The sequence below is a fragment of the Streptomyces sp. NBC_01571 genome, assembly GCF_026339875.1.
Classification (GTDB): Bacteria; Actinomycetota; Actinomycetes; order Streptomycetales; family Streptomycetaceae; genus Streptomyces.
The window spans coordinates 3,386,201-3,404,726 of record NZ_JAPEPZ010000001.1; the positions used below are offsets into that span (position 1 = coordinate 3,386,201).

The 18,526-nt window shown below is 72.1% G+C and carries 15 protein-coding genes; 11 read left to right on the forward strand and 4 right to left on the reverse strand.

All coding sequences use genetic code 11. From position 1 onward, the window contains the following. Nucleotides 1–228 precede the first annotated feature (228 nt). The 3 genes from aceE to OHB41_RS15260 all read left to right on the forward strand — a co-directional run bounded on the left by aceE (nt 229) and on the right by OHB41_RS15260 (nt 4,638). Entirely contained in the window at nt 229–2,931 is a 2,703-nt protein-coding gene (aceE, locus tag OHB41_RS15250) for a pyruvate dehydrogenase (acetyl-transferring), homodimeric type (RefSeq protein WP_266698663.1), read from the forward strand. A gap of 101 nt (nt 2,932–3,032) precedes the next feature. Then, a complete protein-coding gene (locus OHB41_RS15255) occupies nt 3,033–4,004 on the forward strand; it encodes a helix-turn-helix transcriptional regulator (RefSeq protein ID WP_266698664.1) in 972 nt (323 codons plus the stop codon). Nucleotides 4,005–4,119: 115 nt separating this feature from the next. Further along, the gene (locus tag OHB41_RS15260) at nt 4,120–4,638 is read left to right on the forward strand and encodes a DUF4240 domain-containing protein (protein WP_266705878.1); all 519 of its coding nucleotides are present in this window, start codon (nt 4,120–4,122) and stop codon (nt 4,636–4,638) included. A gap of 322 nt (nt 4,639–4,960) precedes the next feature. Here the strand turns inward: OHB41_RS15260 and OHB41_RS15265 are convergent, their stop codons facing one another. Then, entirely contained in the window at nt 4,961–5,752 is a 792-nt protein-coding gene (locus OHB41_RS15265; RefSeq protein WP_323138376.1) for a peptidoglycan recognition protein family protein, read from the reverse strand. Nucleotides 5,753–6,697: 945 nt separating this feature from the next. On the opposite strand from OHB41_RS15265, the gene OHB41_RS15270 reads away from it, so the two are divergent. Next, nucleotides 6,698–7,879 (forward strand): MarP family serine protease, encoded by a 1,182-nt coding sequence (locus tag OHB41_RS15270; protein ID WP_266698665.1) that lies wholly within the window; start codon nt 6,698–6,700, stop codon nt 7,877–7,879. A gap of 36 nt (nt 7,880–7,915) precedes the next feature. Here OHB41_RS15270 and OHB41_RS15275 read toward each other — a convergent pair whose 3' ends face one another. Then, nucleotides 7,916–8,404, reverse strand: a complete 489-nt coding sequence (locus OHB41_RS15275) for a GNAT family N-acetyltransferase (protein ID WP_266698666.1) — start codon at nt 8,402–8,404, stop codon at nt 7,916–7,918. Between the two features lie 71 nt (nt 8,405–8,475). Here OHB41_RS15275 and OHB41_RS15280 point away from each other — a divergent pair, with 71 nt between their 5' ends. Both OHB41_RS15280 and OHB41_RS15285 read left to right on the forward strand, forming a co-directional pair. Continuing rightward, on the forward strand, nt 8,476–9,393 hold the full coding sequence (locus OHB41_RS15280; protein WP_266698667.1) for a TIGR01777 family oxidoreductase: 918 nt from the start codon (nt 8,476–8,478) through the stop codon (nt 9,391–9,393). Between the two features lie 336 nt (nt 9,394–9,729). Further along, complete coding sequence (locus tag OHB41_RS15285) at nt 9,730–11,118, forward strand: NAD(P)/FAD-dependent oxidoreductase (protein ID WP_266698668.1); 1,389 nt, start codon at nt 9,730–9,732, stop codon at nt 11,116–11,118. Nucleotides 11,119–11,126: 8 nt separating this feature from the next. Here the strand turns inward: OHB41_RS15285 and OHB41_RS15290 are convergent, their stop codons facing one another. Beyond that, on the reverse strand, nt 11,127–12,605 hold the full coding sequence (locus OHB41_RS15290; RefSeq protein WP_266698669.1) for an NsdA family TPR-like regulatory protein: 1,479 nt from the start codon (nt 12,603–12,605) through the stop codon (nt 11,127–11,129). Nucleotides 12,606–12,890: 285 nt separating this feature from the next. On the opposite strand from OHB41_RS15290, the gene lipB reads away from it, so the two are divergent. The 4 genes from lipB to OHB41_RS15310 all read left to right on the forward strand — a co-directional run bounded on the left by lipB (nt 12,891) and on the right by OHB41_RS15310 (nt 16,167). Further along, nucleotides 12,891–13,685: a lipoyl(octanoyl) transferase LipB gene (gene lipB / locus OHB41_RS15295; RefSeq protein WP_266698670.1), complete on the forward strand. Its 795-nt coding sequence runs from the start codon at nt 12,891–12,893 to the stop codon at nt 13,683–13,685. A 198-nt stretch (nt 13,686–13,883) separates the two neighbouring features. Further along, entirely contained in the window at nt 13,884–14,849 is a 966-nt protein-coding gene (gene lipA, locus OHB41_RS15300) for a lipoyl synthase (RefSeq protein WP_168527781.1), read from the forward strand. 318 nt (nt 14,850–15,167) lie between these two features. Further along, nucleotides 15,168–15,365: an SCO2195 family GlnR-regulated protein gene (locus OHB41_RS15305; protein WP_148013661.1), complete on the forward strand. Its 198-nt coding sequence runs from the start codon at nt 15,168–15,170 to the stop codon at nt 15,363–15,365. A gap of 100 nt (nt 15,366–15,465) precedes the next feature. After that, nucleotides 15,466–16,167, forward strand: coding sequence for a DUF4191 domain-containing protein (locus OHB41_RS15310; RefSeq protein WP_266698674.1), 702 nt, complete (start codon nt 15,466–15,468; stop codon nt 16,165–16,167). Between the two features lie 187 nt (nt 16,168–16,354). Here the strand turns inward: OHB41_RS15310 and OHB41_RS15315 are convergent, their stop codons facing one another. Beyond that, on the reverse strand, nt 16,355–16,822 hold the full coding sequence (locus OHB41_RS15315) for an RDD family protein (RefSeq protein WP_266698675.1): 468 nt from the start codon (nt 16,820–16,822) through the stop codon (nt 16,355–16,357). Nucleotides 16,823–17,021: 199 nt separating this feature from the next. Between OHB41_RS15315 and glnA the strand changes: the two genes are divergently transcribed. After that, nucleotides 17,022–18,431, forward strand: coding sequence for a type I glutamate--ammonia ligase (gene glnA, locus OHB41_RS15320; protein WP_266698676.1), 1,410 nt, complete (start codon nt 17,022–17,024; stop codon nt 18,429–18,431). Nucleotides 18,432–18,526 lie beyond the last annotated feature (95 nt).

Consider the following 18,526-nt stretch of genomic DNA (forward strand, 5'->3'; position numbering starts at 1 on the left):
GAATCCCCCGAATCCAAGGCACCCGGTGCCTGTCACCGAGGCACCCCGTGCCGACTTTCGCCCGACGACGAGGTTTTCGGCCGGATTCCTTTGATCGATCATCGATCAGGGAGTTACAGTCATCGCGGGCTCACACCAGAGCCCTTGAGCCCTGTCCTGCCAAAGACCAAGGGCTACCCCGAACCCTTACCGATGAGGGAACCCCCTTCGACTCCGGAAGGCGGCGCAATGACCGACCCCACCGCAATCCAGCCGAGCGAGCTCGACCAGCTCCCGGACCGCGACCCCGAGGAGACCGCCGAATGGCAGGCCTCACTGGACGCCGTCACCAAGGCGGCCGGGCCGCACCGTGCCGCGTACCTGATGCGCCGCACGCTGGAGCGCGCCGAGGGCCACGGCCTCGCGCTGCCCAAGCTGCTTGAGACCGACTACGTCAACACCATCCCCACCTCCGCCGAGCCCGTCGTGGACGGCGACGAGGCGCTGGAGCGCCGGATCACCGCCTGGAACCGCTGGAACGCGGCCGCCATGGTGACCCGGGGCGCGAAGCACGGCGTGGGCGGTCACATCGCCACCTTCGCCTCCGCGGCCTGGCTCTACGAGACGGGCTTCAACCACTTCTTCAAGGGCAAGGAGGGGGACGGGTCCGGCGACCAGCTCTACATCCAGGGCCACGCCTCCCCCGGCATCTACGCCCGCGCCTTCCTCGACGGCCGCCTCACCGAGACGCAGCTCGACAACTTCCGCCAGGAGGCGGGTGGCAACGGTCTGCCGTCCTACCCGCACCCGCGCCGGCTGCCCTGGCTCTGGGAGTTCCCGACGGTCTCGATGGGCCTCGGCCCGCTGTCGGCGATCTACCAGGCGCGCTTCAACCGCTACCTCACCAGCCGCGGCATCAAGGACGTCTCGCAGTCCCACGTGTGGGCGTTCCTCGGCGACGGCGAGATGGACGAGCCGGAGTCGACGGCCGCGCTCGCCCTGGCCGCTCGTGAGGGCCTGGACAACCTGACCTTCGTCATCAACTGCAACCTGCAGCGCCTCGACGGCCCGGTCCGCGCCAACTTCAAGATCGTGCAGGAGCTGGAGGCCCAGTTCCGCGGCGCCGGCTGGAACGTCGTGAAGTCCCTGTGGGGCAACGCCTGGGACGAGCTGTTCCGCCTCGACACCACCGGCGCGCTCGTACGCCGGCTGCGCGAGGTACCCGACGCCCAGGTGCAGACGTACCAGACCCGCGACGCCGCCTACATCCGCCAGGACTTCTTCGGCGCCGACCCGGCGCTCGTCGAGATGGCGAAGCTGCTCAGCGACGACAAGATCACCGAGTGCTTCCACCTCTCCCGCGGTGGCCACGAGTCGCGCAAGGTGTACGCCGCCTACCGCGCCGCCCTGGCCCACAAGGGCGGACCGACCGTGATCCTGGCCCAGACGGTCAAGGGCTTCACGCTCGGCACGGGCTTCGCGTCCAAGAACGCCAACCACCAGATGAAGAAGCTGTCCACGGACGAGTTCAAGCAGATGCGTGACCTGCTCGAACTTCCCATCTCCGACAGCCAGTTCGTCGACGGTGTGGTCCCCTACGGCCACCCGGGCGCCGACGCCCCCGAGGTCCGTTACCTCCAGGAGCGCCGCGCGGCCCTCGGCGGCCCCGCCCCCGCCCGTCGGACGCACCCCCTCGCCCCGCTGCCCGCCCCCGCCGACAAGGCGTTCGCGTCCTTCGACAAGGGCTCCGGCACGCAGAACGTGGCGACGACGATGGCCTTCGTCCGGCTGGTCAAGGACCTCGTCCGCGACAAGCAGAGCGGGAAGCGCTGGGTGCCGATCGTCCCCGACGAGGCGCGCACCTTCGGCATGGAGAGCCTCTTCCCCTCCCTCGGCATCTACTCGCCCAAGGGCCAGACGTACGAGCCGGTCGACCGCGACCAGCTGATGTACTACAAGGAGGCCAAGGACGGCCAGATCCTCAACGAGGGGATCACCGAGGCCGGCTCCATGGCGGACTTCATCGCCGCGTCCACCGCGTACGCCACGCACGGCGAGGCGATGATCCCCTTCTACATCTTCTACTCGATGTTCGGCTGGCAGCGCACGGCCGACCAGATGTGGCAGCTCGGCGACCAGCTCGGCCGCGGCTTCCTGGTCGGCGCCACGGCCGGCCGTACGACGCTGACGGGCGAGGGCCTCCAGCACGCCGACGGCCACTCCCCCGTCATCGCGGCGACCAACCCCGCGGCGCTCAGCTACGACCCGGCGTTCGCGTACGAGGTGGCGGCGATCGTCAAGGACGGTCTGCGCCGCATGTACGGCGAGACCGCACCGGGCGAGGACCCGAACGTCTTCTACTACCTGACGGTCTACAACGAGCCGATCCCGCAGCCCGCGAAGCCGGCCGGGCTCGGCATCGACGAGGGCATCGTCAAGGGCCTCTACCGCTTCAACACGGCCGAGTCGGCGGGCCTGTCCCCGGCCGCCAACGCCGCGCGCGTCCAGCTGCTGGGCTCCGGCACGGCGATCCACTGGACCCTGGAGGCGCAGAAGCTGCTCGCCGAGGAGTGGGGCGTCGCCGCGGACGTGTGGTCCGCGACGTCCTGGACCGAGCTGCGGCGCGACGCGCTGGAGGCCGACGCGGCGCTGCTGCGCGGCGAGGAGCGGGTGCCGTTCGTCCGCCAGGCGCTGCACGGCGCCGAAGGCCCGGTACTCGCGGTCTCCGACTACATGCGCCAGGTCCCGGACCAGATCGCGCAGTGGGTCGAGCAGGACTACTCCTCTCTCGGTGCCGACGGCTTCGGCCTCTCGGACACCCGTGAGGCGGCCCGCCGTCACTTCGGCGTCGACGCGCAGTCGATCGTCGTCGCGGCGCTGGCGCAGCTCGCCCGCCGCGGTGAGGTCAAGACGTCCGCGGTGAAGGAAGCCCGGGAGCGCTACGGCCTGTAGGACCTGTGGTTCACCCCGGCGAGGGGGTACGGCGGCCGCCGTACCCCCTCGCCGTCTTCATGCCCCGGCTGCCTGTCGGTGGCGCCCGGCATGATGAACGCATGCGTGCTGCCCGCCTGATCAAGATGGTGCTGCTGCTCCAGTCGCGGGCGTCGATGACCGCCGCCGAGCTGGCGCGGGAGCTGGAGGTGTCCGAGCGGACCGTCGCGAGGGACGCGCAGGCGCTCTCGGAGGCGGGGGTCCCGGTGTACGCGGACCGGGGGCGGGCGGGGGGCTACCGGCTGATCGGCGGCTACCGCACCCGGCTCACCGGCCTGGCGCGGGGCGAGGCGGAGGCGCTCTTCCTGAGCGGGGTACCCGGGGCGCTGCGCGAGATGGGTCTGGAGGACACCGCGTCCGCGGCCCGGCTGAAGGTCTCCGCGGCCCTGCTGCCCTCGCTGCGGGACGCCTCGCGGACGGCGGCGCAGCGCTTCCATCTGGACGCGCCCGCCTGGTTCAGCGAGCCCAGGGCGCCCGAGCTGCTGCCGCCGGTCGCGGACGCGGTGTGGGACGACCGCCCGGTCGTCGCGCGTTACGGACGGGACGGGGCGGAGGTGGAGCGGACACTGGAGCCGTACGGACTCGTGCTGAAGGCGGGGGTCTGGTACCTGTGCGCGCGGGTGCCGGAGGCGGGGACCTTCCGGGTGTACCGGATCGACCGGTTCACCGCGGTCGGTCTCGGCGAGGAGCGGTTCCGGCGGGACGAGGATTTCGACCTGCCCGGGTTCTGGGAGGAGCGGGCCGAGCAGTTCGCGCGGTCCATCCTGCGGGCCGAGGCCGTCGTACGGCTCTCCCCGGACGGCGTACGGCGTCTGCCGCACGTCGTCGATCCCACGGCGGCGAGGGCGGCCCTGGACGCGTGCGGTGCCCCCGACGACCGGGGGTGGGTGACCGTCACGCTCCCCGTCGAGTCCGCGGAGGTCGCCCATACGCAGCTCACGGGGCTCGGGCCCGAGGTGGAGGTGGTCTCCCCCGCGGCCCTGCGCGAGCGCTTCGCCGCGGACGCGGCGCGACTGGCGGCGCTCTACGCGTGACGGGTCGCGCGAAAGCGCCCCGTACCTGTCGGTTCTACCGTCGGCATGTGCGCGCATAACAATCTGCGGCACTCCGCGTGCGTCACTCCCGTTCAGGCCCGATGCTGGACCCGTGATGGACGAGACGGAGTTCTGGGAGCTGGTGGACACGACCCGCGAGGCCGTCGAGGGCGACCCCGAGGACCACGCCGACCTGCTCGTCGAACGGCTCGTCCAGCGGGACCCGGACGTCGTGCTCGACTTCGCCCGTCACTTCGAGGCCCGCTACAACCGCGCCTACCGCTGGGACCTGTGGGGCGCGGCGTGGGTGCTGCTCGACGGGGCGAGCGACGACGCCTTCGACTTCTTCCGGTGCTGGCTGATCGGCCAGGGGCGTGAGGTCTTCGAGGGGGCGATGCACGACCCGGACGCCCTCGCCGAGCTCCTGGACGACTTCGACGAGGATCTGGACGGGGACGGCGAGGAGCTGGGGTACGCGGCGGACGAGGCGTACGAGCAGCTCACCGGGGTCGTCGCGCCCGACCTCGGGATTCCTCCGGCGTCGACGGAGCCGGAGGGCACGCCGCTCGACTTCGAGAACGAAGGGGTGCTCTCCGAGCGTTATCCGAAGTTGTGGGAGCGCTTCCGGGGCTGAGGGGTTCGGTTTCTCGCCCTCGCCGTACCTGGGGGCTGCCGCCCCCGGACCCCCGCTTCGGCCTGAACGGCCTCGTCCTCAAACGCCGGACGGGCTGGAGATGCGGGCCTGCGCTGAAGATGCGGGCTTGTGCTGGGGGTGTCGGCGCGTGCTGCATGGTTCCGGCCGGGGTCATGTATTGCAGCCCGTCCGGCGTTTGAGGACGAGCCCTTCGGGCGAAGCGGGGGTCCAGGGGGCGCAGCGCCCCTGACCCGTCCCTGGGGGCTCCGCCCCCAGGGACGGGTCGGGTAGGGGCGGCGGGGGCGAGGAAACCCCGGCCGGGTCAGCGGCGGCCCTGCAGAAACGCGGCCCGGGTACGGATCGCCGGAAGGCGAGCCGTCAGCGCGGCACCGGGGCACGTGGTCATGAACCCGGCGTTGTGACCGGCCAACGTCGGCAGCACCACAGCGGTCCCCATGGCATACCGACTGAGACTGTTGCTGGACACGAGCCGCACGGTGCCCCGCGGATCCACGTCCGCCAGCCCCAGCTTCCACGCGGCGAGCGCCGCGATCGCCTCGGTCATCGCCCGCGGCACCACCGCCCCCTCCGTGAACGTACCGATGGCCGCGATCCCCGCGGTCCGGTGGTTGAAGCCCTGGGTGTGGGCCCCGGTGACGGCCCGGTCGACCCCGCCCGCGCGCCCCTCGTAGATCGTCCCGCACCGGTCGACGAGGAAGTTGTAGCCGATGTCGTCCCAGTTCCGGGCGCCGGTCTGCCCGGCGTAGAGGTACCGGATGATGCGGGGCACGTCGGCGCAGTCGTACACGTTCGGCGAGTCGGTGTGGTGGACGAAGACCGCGACGACCCGGTCGTCGTACCGCGGCGGCGGCTGGCCGTGCGCGGTACGGGCGTCCAGCCAGCGCGACCGCGGCACGATGGTCGGCCGCACAGCCGTGTGAACGACGGGCCGCACGGCGGCCGGAGGCGCGGCGGTGCGGGAGCGCCCCACCACGCGCTCCACTCCGCGGGCGCACAGGACGAGCGCGACCACGGCGAGCAGCCCTGAGACACACCCGAGCACGATCAGCGTGGGACGCGTCGCCCACCGGCCCTGAGCCGGTCGCCACGCCACCCACCGACCCACCACCGGCCGCCACCTCGCCCACCAACCCGGCACAGGTCGCCACGCCACCCACCGGCTCACCAGCAGGCGCCACCTGGCCCACCAACCCGGCTCCGGTCGCCACGCCACCCACCGACCCACCACCAGCCGCCACCTCGCCGACCAACCCCGCTCCGGTCGCCACGCCACCCACCGACCCACCAGCAGGCGCCACGTCAGCCACCAGCCCCGCACCGATCGCCACGCCACCCGCCGCCACCTCGCCCACCAACCCGGCACAGGTCGCCACACCACCCACCGGCTCACCAGCAGGCGCCACGTCAGCCACCAGCCCCGCACCGATCGCCACGCCACCCGCCGCCACCTCGCCCACCAACCCGGCACAGGTCGCCACACCACCCACCGGCTCACCAGCAGGCGCCACGTCAGCCACCAGCCCCGCACCGATCGCCACGCCACCAGCCGCCACCTCGCCCACCAACCCGGCACAGGTCGCCACACCACCCACCGGCTCACCAGCAGGCGCCACGTCAGCCACCAGCCCCGCACCGATCGCCACGCCACCAGCCGCCACCTCGCCCACCAACCCGGCACAGGTCGCCACACCACCCACCGGCTCACCAGCAGGCGCCACGTCAGCCACCAGCCCCACGTCGGCCGCCGCGGCAGCCACCATCGCAGCCACAGCCGCAGCCACCCCAGCGCATGGCGAAGTCGCTCCCCGCCTTGTTCCCGCGATGCCCCTCGCGTCATCCGGAAGACACGCATGTCCTCACCCTCGCCCGGATCATCGCGCCGCGCGATGTGCGCTGTGCCACCTGGTGGAACCATCCCCCTGGTCCGGAACGTTTTCACAGTTCCACGCACGCGTGGCCCCCTCGCGGGACCACGCGCGCGTGCTGATCACTGAGCCCGCCCCACGCGTACTAAGGGGCCCGAGAGAAAGGCGGCTCCGTGGACCTGCTCGACATCCTGCTGATGCTGGTGATCCTGGCCTACGCGGCGTCCGGCTACCGGCGTGGCCTGGTCGCCGGCTGCGTCTCGCTGGCCGGGTTCGTGGGCGGCGCGGTCATCGGCGTATGGGTGCTGCCCTGGATGATGGACCTGGTGACGGCGGGGACGTCGGCGACGGTGACGGCGGTGCTGACGGTGCTGGTGCCGGCCGTGGTGGGCCACGAGCTGGCGGGCCGGCTGGCGCTGAAGCTGCGCCGCGAGCTGGACCGGGGGCCGCTGCGGGTGGCCGACGGGATCGGCGGGGCCGCGGCGAACACGCTGGCCGTACTGCTGGTGGCCTGGGTGGCGGCGAGCGTCCTGGGCGCCTCCTCGTCCACCCTGATCACGCAGTCGATCCGCGGTTCGGCCCTGCTGGGCGCGGTGCAGCACGCGATGCCGGACACCACGCCCACCTGGTTCTCACGGGCGACCTCGGCGCTCACGGAGGCGGGCTTCCCACAGGTCTTCAACCCGTTCGAGAACGAGCCGACGGCGGGCGTCGCCAAGCCCTCCGGGGACAGTGTGACCGAGTCCGCGACGACCGCCGCCAAGCTGAGCACGGTGAAGATCGAGGGCGCCGCGGGCAACCAGGGCCGGGAGGGCAGCGGGTTCGCGTTCGCGGCGCAGCACGTGATGACCAACGCCCATGTGGTGGCGGGCATCGACAACCCGACGGTGCGGGTGGGCGGCGTGGGGCGGGTGTACTCGGCGCGCGTGGTGCTCTTCGACCCGCAGAAGGACGTAGCGGTCCTGTACGTCCCCGGTCTCCGGGCGCCGGTCCTCCGCTTCGACACCGGCGCCGCGCGGGGCGACTCGGCGGTCGTCGCGGGCTACCCGCAGGACGGCGGTCTCGACCTCCAGGCGGCGACGGTCGCGAACCAGATCAACGCGCGGGGCCAGAACATCTACAACACGGACACCGTCACCCGGGAGATCTACTCGGTCCGCTCCACCGTCCGCCCCGGCAACTCCGGCGGGCCGCTCCTCACCACCGAGGGCAGGGTGTACGGGGTCGTCTTCGCCCGCTCGACCTCGGACGACGAGACGGGTTACGTCCTGACGGCGGACGAGGTCAGCGGGGACGCGCAGCGGGCGGCGCGGGCGACGGCGCCGGTGGACACGGGTGACCTGGTCACCTCGTGAGGCGGGCCTAGCCCGGTCGAAGGCTGCGGAGCCGGGTCAGAGGCTGCGGCCCATGAACACGTCGTCGACGTACTCGCCGTCGAGCAGGAACTCCTCGGGCAGGACGCCCTCCACCACGAACCCCTCGGACTCGTACAGCTTCCGCGCCGGGGTGTTGTGCCCGAGGACCCGCAGCGAGATGCGCCGGGCGCCCTGCCGCCGGGCCTCGTCCTGCACGGCCCGAAGCAGCGCCCGCCCGACGCCGGCGCCGCGGGCCTCGCCGGACACGGCGAGTCCCTGGATCTGCCGGACGTGGGAGTTGCAGGCGAGAGACGTCGGGTGGCCGAGCCGGACGTAGCCGACCAGGACGCCGTCGAGTTCGGCGACCAGATGGTCGCGCGGCCCGAACCGTTCGTTGTAGAAGGGCTCGTACGGCGGCCGGGGGCGGGGCATGACCGCGTGCAGCGTGGACCAGGTGGCGCGGTCGAGACGACCGAGGGCGTCCTCGTCGTCCGGCGTGGCGAAGCGTATGTGCGGTACCGGCATGAGGATCACTGTACGGCGGCGTCACGCGGCTCCCGCCCTTCTTTTCGCGGGCCGCGGGGCAGGATGGGCGCATGAACGACTCACCGCTTGCTCCTGGTTCCCGCGTGGTGATCGCCGGTGCGTCCGGCCTGATCGGTTCGGCGCTGACGCGCTCCCTGACCGCGGACGGCTACGAGGTGCTCCGCCTGGTGCGGCGCGCCCCCCGCACCCGCGGCGAGGTGCGGTGGGATCCCGAGGGGCGCGGGGTCGACGCGGGGGCGCTCGCCGGGTGCGCGGCGGTGGTGAACCTCGCGGGGGCCGGGATCGCCTCGCGACGGTGGACGGAGTCGTACAAGCGGACGATCCGGGAGAGCAGGGTGCGGGGGACCGAGGTGCTCGCCGGGGCGGTGGCGTCCCTCGACGAGCGGCCGGCGGTGTTCGTCAACGGGAGCGCGATCGGGTTCTACGGCGACACGGGCGAGCGCGCGGTGGACGAGTCGGCGCCAGCCGGGGAGGGGTTCCTGCCCTCCGTGTGCGTGGCGTGGGAGGGGGCTGCCGACGCGGCCCGTCAGGCGGGGGTCCGCACCGTGCTCGCCCGTACGGGGCTGGTGGTGGCGCGGGAGGGCGGGGCGTGGGGGAGGCTGTTCCCTCTCTTCAAGGCGGGGCTCGGCGGGCGTCTGGGGGACGGCGGTCAGTACTGGAGTTTCATCTCCGTGCACGACGAGGTGGCCGCGATCAGGCACCTCATCGACACGCCGTCGCTGTCCGGGCCGGTCAATCTGACCGCGCCTCAGCCGCTGACCAACCGTGAGATCACGGAGGCGATGGGGCGGGTGATGCGGCGGCCCACGGTGCTGGCCACGCCCGCCGGGATGCTGCGGCTGGCTCTCGGTGACATGTCCGACGACATCCTGGGCAGTCAGCGGGTCCTGCCCGCCCGCCTCCTGGAGTCCGGCTTCACCTTCACGTTCCCGTCGATCGAGGAGGCGCTCCGAGCGGCTCTCCGCTGACGAACGCCGGGCGGACCGTTGATGCGGCCCGGGCTCCGGATTCTCGGCCCGTCCGACGTTTGAGGACGAGTCCTTCGGGCGGAGCGGGGGTTCAGGGGGTGCAGCGCCCCTGGCGGCGTCCGGGTCGGAGCCTCGGGTGACGGGACGAGTAGGGGCGGCGGGGCGAGAACAGCCGCCCGTACACGGCACCGTATGCACCCCCATGCGACCGTGCACACCCGACGCGCGACTCCCCCACGCCGCCCGCACCCCTACTCTCGACCCGAACTCGGGTATTCCCAGGGCATGTTGGGGGCATGACGTCCCCATCGGCCGCACAACCTCGAGGAGGGGCATGTGCTAGAGCCCGTATGTCAAGCGGACGTGGACGTCGTCATCGTCGGGGCCGGAGCCGCGGGGCTCGCGGCCGCCCAGCACCTGACCAGGGCGGGGCTCACCACCGTGGTCCTGGAGGCCGCCCCCACCGTGGGCGGCCGCATGTCGACGGAGAAAGTGGACGGATTCCGGCTCGACCGCATCGGCCGGCTGCTGTCCACGTCGTACCCGGAACTGCGCCGCACCCCAGGCCTGGAGGACCTGACCCTGCGCCCGTTCTCCCCGGGCGTCCTGCTGCACAGCGACGGCCGCCACCACCGCGCCGGCGTCCTCACCCCCCGGAGCGCAAGGGGCGCACTCACCGCAGCACGCGCCCTCGCAAGCGCCCCCCGGCTCCCCCGGTCCGCCACCCGGAGCGCCTCCCGTCCTTCCCGGAGCCAGGGCGGCGTCCCCCGGCCCGGTCCGCTGGGCGGCCCCCTCGACCAGACCCGCCTCACCGCCGCCCTCGCCCGCCTCGCGGCCACACCGCCGGAGCGTCTCCTGGCCCGCCCGGAACTCCCCGCCGCGCGGGCACTGGCCGCCCGGGGGCTGCCTCCGCGTACGGTCGACGGCTTCCTGCGCCCCCTGCTCGCCGCGCTGTTGTGCGATCCGGACCTCACCGCCTCCAGCCGGGCGGCCGACCTGGCCCTGCACTCGTTCGCGTCGGGCCGGCTCTGTCTGCCGGAGGGCGGCGCGGACACCCTGCCGGAGCTCCTCGCGGCCTCCCTCCCCCCGGGCACCGTCCGCACCGGCGTCCAGGTCACCGCGGTCTCCACGACCACCGTGACCACGCGCGACCACGGCCGCCTCACCTGCCGCGCCATCCTGTTGGCCACCGGTGCCCGCGACGCCGCCCGGCTGCTGCCCGGACTGCGCGTCCCGGCCTTCCACCCGGTGACGGTCCTGCACCACACCACGGACGAGCCGCCGCTCGCCGAGCCCGCCCTGCTCCTGGACGCCGATCGCGGCGGCCCGGTGGCGCACACGGCGGTGGTGAGCCAGGTCGACCCGAGCCGCGCCCCGGCCGGGCGCGTCCTGATCTCCTCGACGGTGCTGGGCGTCCCGCCGTCCGCCGCCCCTCTGGACGCGGCTGTCCGCGCCCAGCTGGCCCGCCTGTACGGGACGCCGACGGGCCGCTGGGAACTCCTCGCGGTCCACCACACCCCCGACGCCGTCCCCGCGATGCCCCCGCCGCACGACCTGCGCCGCCCGGTACGCCTCCTGGCGGGCCTGTACGTCTGCGGGGACCACCGCGACACCGGAACGCTCCAGGGCGCCCTCCATTCGGGCCGCAGGGCCGCCCGGGCCCTGCTCGCGGATCTGGGCGCCCAGCCGGCCGCGGCCGAGGAACCGCTGGAGGCGGCCGCCTGACCTCCGGGTCACCCGAGCGCGGCCACCCGGTCCCGGTAGCCGCGCACGGGTGCGGCGTCCCGGTACGGTTCGAGCCGGCGCTCGAAGTCCCGTACGTACTCGACAGCCCGTACCGACCGCATCTCCGCCGCCTGCCCCGCGGCCTCCGCGCCCAACTGGCAGGCCTGGTCGAGCTCTCCGAGCCCGAGCCGCGCGGTGGCGAGCACCACCCGGCAGAAGAGCCGGCTGCGCGCGTACCCGGGCGCCCGCAACTGCAGCGAGCGCTCGGCGTGCTGCGCCGCGGCCCGGTACTGCTGCAGATCCCGGTGGCAGTGCCCGAACTCGTCGGCGAGCTGTCCCTCGTCGAAGAACCGCGCCCAGTGCGGCGCGTCGTCCCCGGGCCGGGCGGTCTCCAGCGCCCGCTCGGCGCGCACCAGCGACGCCGTGCAGGCACGCACCTCGCCGAGCACCCCGTGCCCGCGCGCCTCGACGGAGTGCAGCAGGGCCTGCACGACGGGCGGCGCGGACGAGCCGACGCCCTGCTGGGCCACCCTCGCGAGCTGCACGGCCTCGCGCCCGTGGCCGAGGTAGACCGCCTGCCGGCTCATGGTCACCAGCACGTAGGAGCCGTACGCCCGGTCCCCGGCCGCCTGCGACAGCCGCAGCGCCTGCACGAAGTAGCGCTGCGCGAGCCCGTGCGCGGCGATGTCGTAGGAGGTCCAGCCGGCCAGGCGGGTGAGGTCGGCCGCGGCGGCGAACAGGCGCCGTCCGGTCTGCTCGCCGTAGACGCCGCGCAGCATCGGCTCGGCCTCGTGCTCCAGATAGCGGACCAGCGCCTGCCGGGCGTGGCCGCCGCCGTAGGCGTGGTCGAGGGCGCGGAACAGCTCGCCGACCGAGCGCAGTGCGGCGATGTCGCCGCCGGTGACCCGCTGGCCGGGGCCGCGCTCGGTCTGGTTGCGCCGGCGGGCCGGGGGCTCGCCCGGTTCGAGCGGGGCCGGGAACCGGGCGGAGGCGGGGCGCGCCTGCGCCGGGATGCGCGCTCCGGCCTGGTCGCCGCGGCCGACCCGGTCGTCGGCCCGGCCGATCAGCCAGTCCCGGCTGGGGACGACGAGTCCCGCCGGGGTGAAGGCGATCTTGCGCAGCTCGGCGTGGCTGCCGGAGTCCTTGCGCCACAGGCCGCTGACGATGTCGACGGCCTCCTCGGGGGTCGCGGCGAACTCCAGGCCCGCGTAGACGGGCGCGCAGGCGTCGAGCCCGAGGTCCTGTGCGGTGAGCCGTCGTCCGAGGCGGCGGGTGAACACCTCGGCGATGAGCGCGGGGGTCGTGCCCCTGGGCTGCTGCCCGCGCAACCACCGGGTCACCGATGTCTTGTCATATCTCAGATCGAGTCCGTGTTCGAGGCCGAGCTGGTCCACGCGGCGGGCGAGACCGGCGTTGGAGAACCCCGCTTCTGCGATGAGCGCGGCGAGCTGGCGGTTGGGAGTGCGCTGCGCGGGTCGTTCCGTCATCTGCGGTGCGGTCTCCTGCCTTTCGGGCACCACTGTGTGCCCGCGTGTGAGCAGCCCTTATGGCCTCGTGAACGGCGCGAATGTAGCTGAGCGTGAGCACCCGATCGCACCTTTCGGCATACATTCATCCGATCGTGTGAGGATTGCCCTTTGGGCTGACGCGCAGGGCCCGGACGTACAGTGGCGTGGGCGCGTCACGTACCTGACGAAAGGTTCTTTCGCGTACCGGACAACGGTTCCGCGGATGCCGGACCGCGGTCGTGGACTTCGAGGGAGGCGCTTGCCGTGAGTGAGCTGCGGTTCGTCCGCATGGGATTCGGTGCCGATGCCGTGGACTACCAGGAGGCGTGGGACGAGCAGCGCCGGGTGCACGCCGCCCGGTTCCTGGACGAGATCCCCGACACCTGTCTGCTCCTGGAGCACCCGCCGGTCTACACGGCGGGCCGGCGTACGGCGGACAACGAGCGCCCGCTCGACGGCACGCCCGTCGTCGACGTGGACCGCGGCGGCAAGATCACCTGGCACGGCCCGGGACAGCTCGTGGGCTACCCCATCCAGAAGCTTCCGCGCCCCGTGGACGTGGTGGCGCACCTGCGGCGTCTGGAGGAGGCCATGATCCGCGTCTGCGCGGAGTTCGGCGTCGAGACCAGCCGGGTGGAGGGCCGGGCGGGCGTCTGGGTCCTCGGCGACCCGGTCGAGCAGCGCCCCTCCGACGGGCTCTCCCTCGACTTCGACCCGCGGCTCGCCGACGAGGAGTTCGACCCGCGGCTGAACGGACCGCAGTACGCGCCCTCCAACGCCGGCCAGCGGCGCGAGGACCGCAAGATCTGCGCGATGGGCATCCGGGTCGCCAAGGGCGTCACCATGCACGGCTTCGCCCTGAACGTGAACCCGGACACCTCGTCCTTCGACAAGATCATCCCGTGCGGCATCCGGGACGCGGGCGTGACGTCCCTTGCGCACGAACTGGGCCGCGAGCTCACCATCGACGAGGTGCTGCCCGTCGTGGAGAAGCACCTGGGGGACGTACTGGGGAACGCGGACCTCAGGCCGCGCGAGGTGGAGCGGGCGTCCGCCTGACGTCCCCCTCCGGGGAGCCTCCGGGGAACGCACCGGCTCGGGTAACCACTCCGGGCGCGGGAACCCTCCGGAGCGCGGATCCGCGCGACCGCCCCCGGGAATGCACCCCCGCTCCCCAAGGTTGCCCACCCCGGGGAGCAAGCACCGCACGGGCGTACCCTGGTGTACGCCGAAGAATCGAAGCTACAGGGAGCCGATGTGTCCGCAGTCGCACCCGACGGACGCAAGATGCTGCGCCTGGAGGTCCGGAACGCCCAGACCCCCATCGAGCGCAAGCCCGAGTGGATCAAGACCCGGGCGAAAATGGGCCCCGAGTACACGAAGATGCAGAGCCTCGTGAAGAGCGAGGGGCTGCACACGGTCTGCCAGGAGGCGGGCTGCCCCAACATCTACGAATGCTGGGAGGACCGGGAGGCCACGTTCCTGATCGGTGGGGACCAGTGCACCCGGCGCTGCGACTTCTGCCAGATCGACACGGGCAAGCCGGAGGCCCTCGACCGTGACGAGCCCCGTCGCGTGGGCGAGTCCGTGGTCACCATGGACCTGAACTACGCCACCATCACCGGCGTCGCCCGCGACGACCTGGAGGACGGCGGCGCCTGGCTGTACGCGGAGACGGTCCGCCAGATCCACGCCCAGACCGCCGAGCGCGCGGAGGGCCGCACCAAGGTCGAGCTGCTCGCCCCCGACTTCAACGCCGAGCCCGCCCAGCTCGCCGAGGTCTTCTCCTCGCGGCCGGAGGTCTTCGCGCACAACGTGGAGACGGTCCCCCGCATCTTCAAGCGCATCCGCCCGGGCTTCCGCTACGAGCGCTCGCTGAAGGTCATCACGGAGGCCCGGGACTACGGTCTGGTCACGAAGTCGAACCTGATCCTCGGCATGGGCGAGACCCGTGAGGAGGTCGGCGAGGCCCTTCGGCAGCTGCACGAGGCGGGCTGCGAGCTGGTGACCATCACCCAGTACCTGCGCCCGTCGGTGCGCCACCACCCCGTGGAGCGCTGGGTCAAGCCGCACGAGTTCGTGGAGCTCAAGGAGGAGGCCGAGCAGATCGGCTTCTCCGGCGTCATGTCGGGCCCCCTGGTCCGCTCCTCGTACCGCGCCGGCCGGCTGTACCGGATGGCCGTCGAGAAGCGCGGCGCCTACGTCGCCTCGCAGGCCGTCTGACCGACACGCGGCACCCCCGGACGGAGCAGTCGGGGGAAACCGGTTCGACCCGAGCGGTGGCACTGAGTGCCACCGCTCGCGTGTGAGTCGGCGCACAAGCAACTACCGCCGGGTAGTGGCCAATTCGGCACCATCGCGTCCGTCCCCGCAGTTGGGGACCCCCGTCAGGACGGCGTCAGGCTCGAGACCTGCTGCATCAAGGCTTCATTGGTGTTTGACCGGTCGGTCACGCCCTGGTAACACCAATCAGTGACCCTGGTATTACACGAAGTACCGCCCCGTCCCAAGAGCCGCCATCCCGAGGGGGGACCTCCCATCATGCAGGCCGCGCCCGTACGCGCCACCGCGATCCCGTCGTTCACCGATGCACTCCGTGCCGTCGAGTCGCTGCTCATGAGCAGTGGCCAGCGCACTGCCCGCCGCAACGCCTGGACCTCCGTCCTGGAGGACCGCCGTCGCGCCAAGGACCGGGTCGAGGCGCAGCGCGTGCTGGAGTCCGTGGCGACGCGTCCGTAGCCGCCGCGCGCCTCGCCGCGCACCCCGGTCGCGGGCGCTGCCGCCGTCCGCCCGGACACTGCCGTCGTCGGGCCTTGCCGGGCCACGTAGACTTCGTGGCATGGCGAGGAAGGAACCTGCAGCGGACGCTGCGAACCCCGGGCGACTCAAGCAGATCGTCCTGACCTACAAGATGACTCGCAAGGCCGACTCCAAGATCGGTCTTGTACTCGCGGCAGTCGGAATCGTCACCCTCGGTGTCTTCCTCGCGATCGGCTTCCTGATCGGCCACCCGGTCTATCTGGGCATTCTCGGCCTCCTGCTCGCCTTCCTCGCGTCGGCGATCGTCTTCGGGCGCAGGGCCGAGCGGGCCGCCTTCGGGCAGATGGAGGGCCAGCCGGGCGCCGCCGCGGCCGTGCTGGACAACATCGGCCGGGGCTGGACCACCACTCCCGCGGTGGCGATGAACCGCAGCCAGGACGTGGTGCACCGCGCGGTCGGCAAGGCCGGCATCGTGCTGGTGGCCGAGGGCAACCCGAACCGGGTGAAGAGCCTGCTGGCGGCCGAGAAGAAGAAGATGGCGCGAATCGTCGCGGACGTACCGGTGCACGACGTACTGGTGGGCACCGGCGAGGGACAGGTGGGACTCAAGAAGCTCCGCACCACGATGCTGAAGTTCCCCCGCGTCCTGACCGGCGCCCAGGTGACCGCCACCAACGACCGGCTGCGGGCGATGGGCGACCTGATGAGCAACATGCCGCTGCCGAAGGGCCCGATGCCCAAGGGCATGCGGATGCCGCGCGGCGGCCCGAAGACCCGCTGACACCCCTCCTACGTACGACGAAGGGGGCGACCGGATCTCTCCGGTCGCCCCCTTCGTCGTATCGGGAGGCCGCATCAGGGCGTCGTGCCCGGGCGCGGCACCTCGCCCGCATCAGGACGTCGTACCCGGACGCCGTACCCTCGCATCAGGGTCGCGCCTCGGGAAGTGCCGCTCCCCGGAGCGGAGGCTAGACGCGGACCTCGACGGTCCGTGCGAGGCGGTCGTGCAGGCCCCGGCCGTCGCGGTCCCAGATCAGGGCGGGCACGGCGACGCACAGCAGGGCGGTGCGCAGCAGGGCGCGCAGCGGGTTGAGCCGCCCGCCGCCCTCGGGCACGATCCGCAGGCCGAACAGCCGCTTGCCCGGGGTGAAGCCGAGGGTGCCGACCGTCAGGGCGCCGAGTGCGAAGAAGACGAGCAGCGCCCAGTTCCCGGTCGCCTGGCCGTAGCCGTCGGTGAGCAGCCCGTATGCGATCAACATGCACAGGGCCCAGTCGACGGCGAGAGCTCCGAGGCGGCGCCCCGGACGGGCGATGGAACCGGGCCCGTGCTCCGGCAGACCGAGCTGCTCGCCCCGGTATCCCAGTTCCGCGCCGGAGTCCTCCATGGCCGCCCGGGGTCCGGAGAGCCATGATCCGATTGCTTGCCTGTTGTCCACCCGTCCACGGTACTGCGCCCGTTTTGGCATACGGACACGAGGGGCCCGGGGAGCCCCGGTCGGTTAACTTGGGCGAAACAAATGGGTCACGCTGGAGAAATCCCCCGTCCCTATGGTCGGCCCCAGCGTGTGCCACCGCACTGGCCGCACGAACGAACTACCACCCCGGTCCACAGTGGGCGGGAGTAGGAGGAGCTGGATGTTCCAGAACGCCGACGAGGCCAAGAAGTTCATCGCGGACGAGGACGTCAAGTTCGTCGACGTACGGTTCTGCGACCTGCCGGGTGTGATGCAGCACTTCACGATCCCGGCCGAGGCCTTCGACCCGGCCGAGGAGCTCGCGTTCGACGGCTCCTCGATCCGCGGCTTCCAGGCCATCCACGAGTCCGACATGGCGCTCCGCGCCGACCTGTCCACCGCGCGCGTCGACCCCTTCCGCCGCGACAAGACGGTCAACATCAACTTCTTCATCCACGACCCGATCACGGGCGAGCAGTACTCCCGTGACCCGCGCAACGTGGCGAAGAAGGCCGAGGCCTACCTCACCTCGACCGGCATCGCCGACACCGCGTTCTTCGGCCCCGAGGCCGAGTTCTACGTCTTCGACAGCGTCCGCTTCGACACCAAGTCGAACGAGGCCTTCTACCACATCGACTCCGAGGCGGGCGCCTGGAACACCGGTGCGCTGGAGGACAACCGCGGTTACAAGGTCCGCTACAAGGGCGGTTACTTCCCGACCCCGCCGGTCGACCACTTCGCCGACCTGCGTGCCGAGATCTCCCTGGAGCTGGCCAAGTCCGGCCTCCAGGTCGAGCGCCAGCACCACGAGGTGGGCACCGCCGGCCAGGCAGAGATCAACTACAAGTTCAACACGCTGCTTGCCGCCGCCGACGACCTCCAGCTCTTCAAGTACATCGTGAAGAACGTCGCCTGGCGCAACGGCAAGACCGCGACCTTCATGCCGAAGCCGATCTTCGGTGACAACGGCTCGGGCATGCACGTGCACCAGTCGCTGTGGGCCAACGGCGACCCGCTGTTCTACGACGAGGCGGGCTACGCGGGCCTCTCGGACACCGCCCGCTACTACATCGGCGGCATCCTCAAGCACGCCCCCTCGCTGCTCGCCTTCACCAACCCGACGGTGAACTCCTACCACCGCCTGGTCCCCGGCTTCGAGGCCCCGGTCAACCTGGTCTACTCGCAGCGCAACCGCTCGGCGGCCATGCGTATCCCGATCACGGGCTCGAACCCGAAGGCCAAGCGCGTCGAGTTCCGCGCGCCCGACTCCTCCGGCAACCCGTACCTCGCCTTCTCGGCGCTGCTGCTCGCGGGACTCGACGGCATCAAGAACAAGGTCGAGCCGGCCGAGCCGATCGACAAGGACCTGTACGAGCTCGCCCCCGAGGAGCACGCGGGTGTCGCGCAGGTCCCGACCTCGCTCCCGGCGGTCCTCGACCGCCTCGAGGCCGACCACGAGTTCCTGCTCGCGGGCGACGTCTTCACGTCCGACCTGATCGAGACGTGGATCGACTACAAGCGCACGAACGAGATCGCGCCGCTGCAGCTGCGTCCGCACCCGCACGAGTTCGAGCTGTACTACGACGTGTGATATCGCCCCAGGTCAGAGTGGGTTTCCGCTCCCCTGGGCCGTCTGTGGGCCGTCGGCCGTGTTCTTCCCGCTCCGGGAGGGGCACGGCCGGCGGC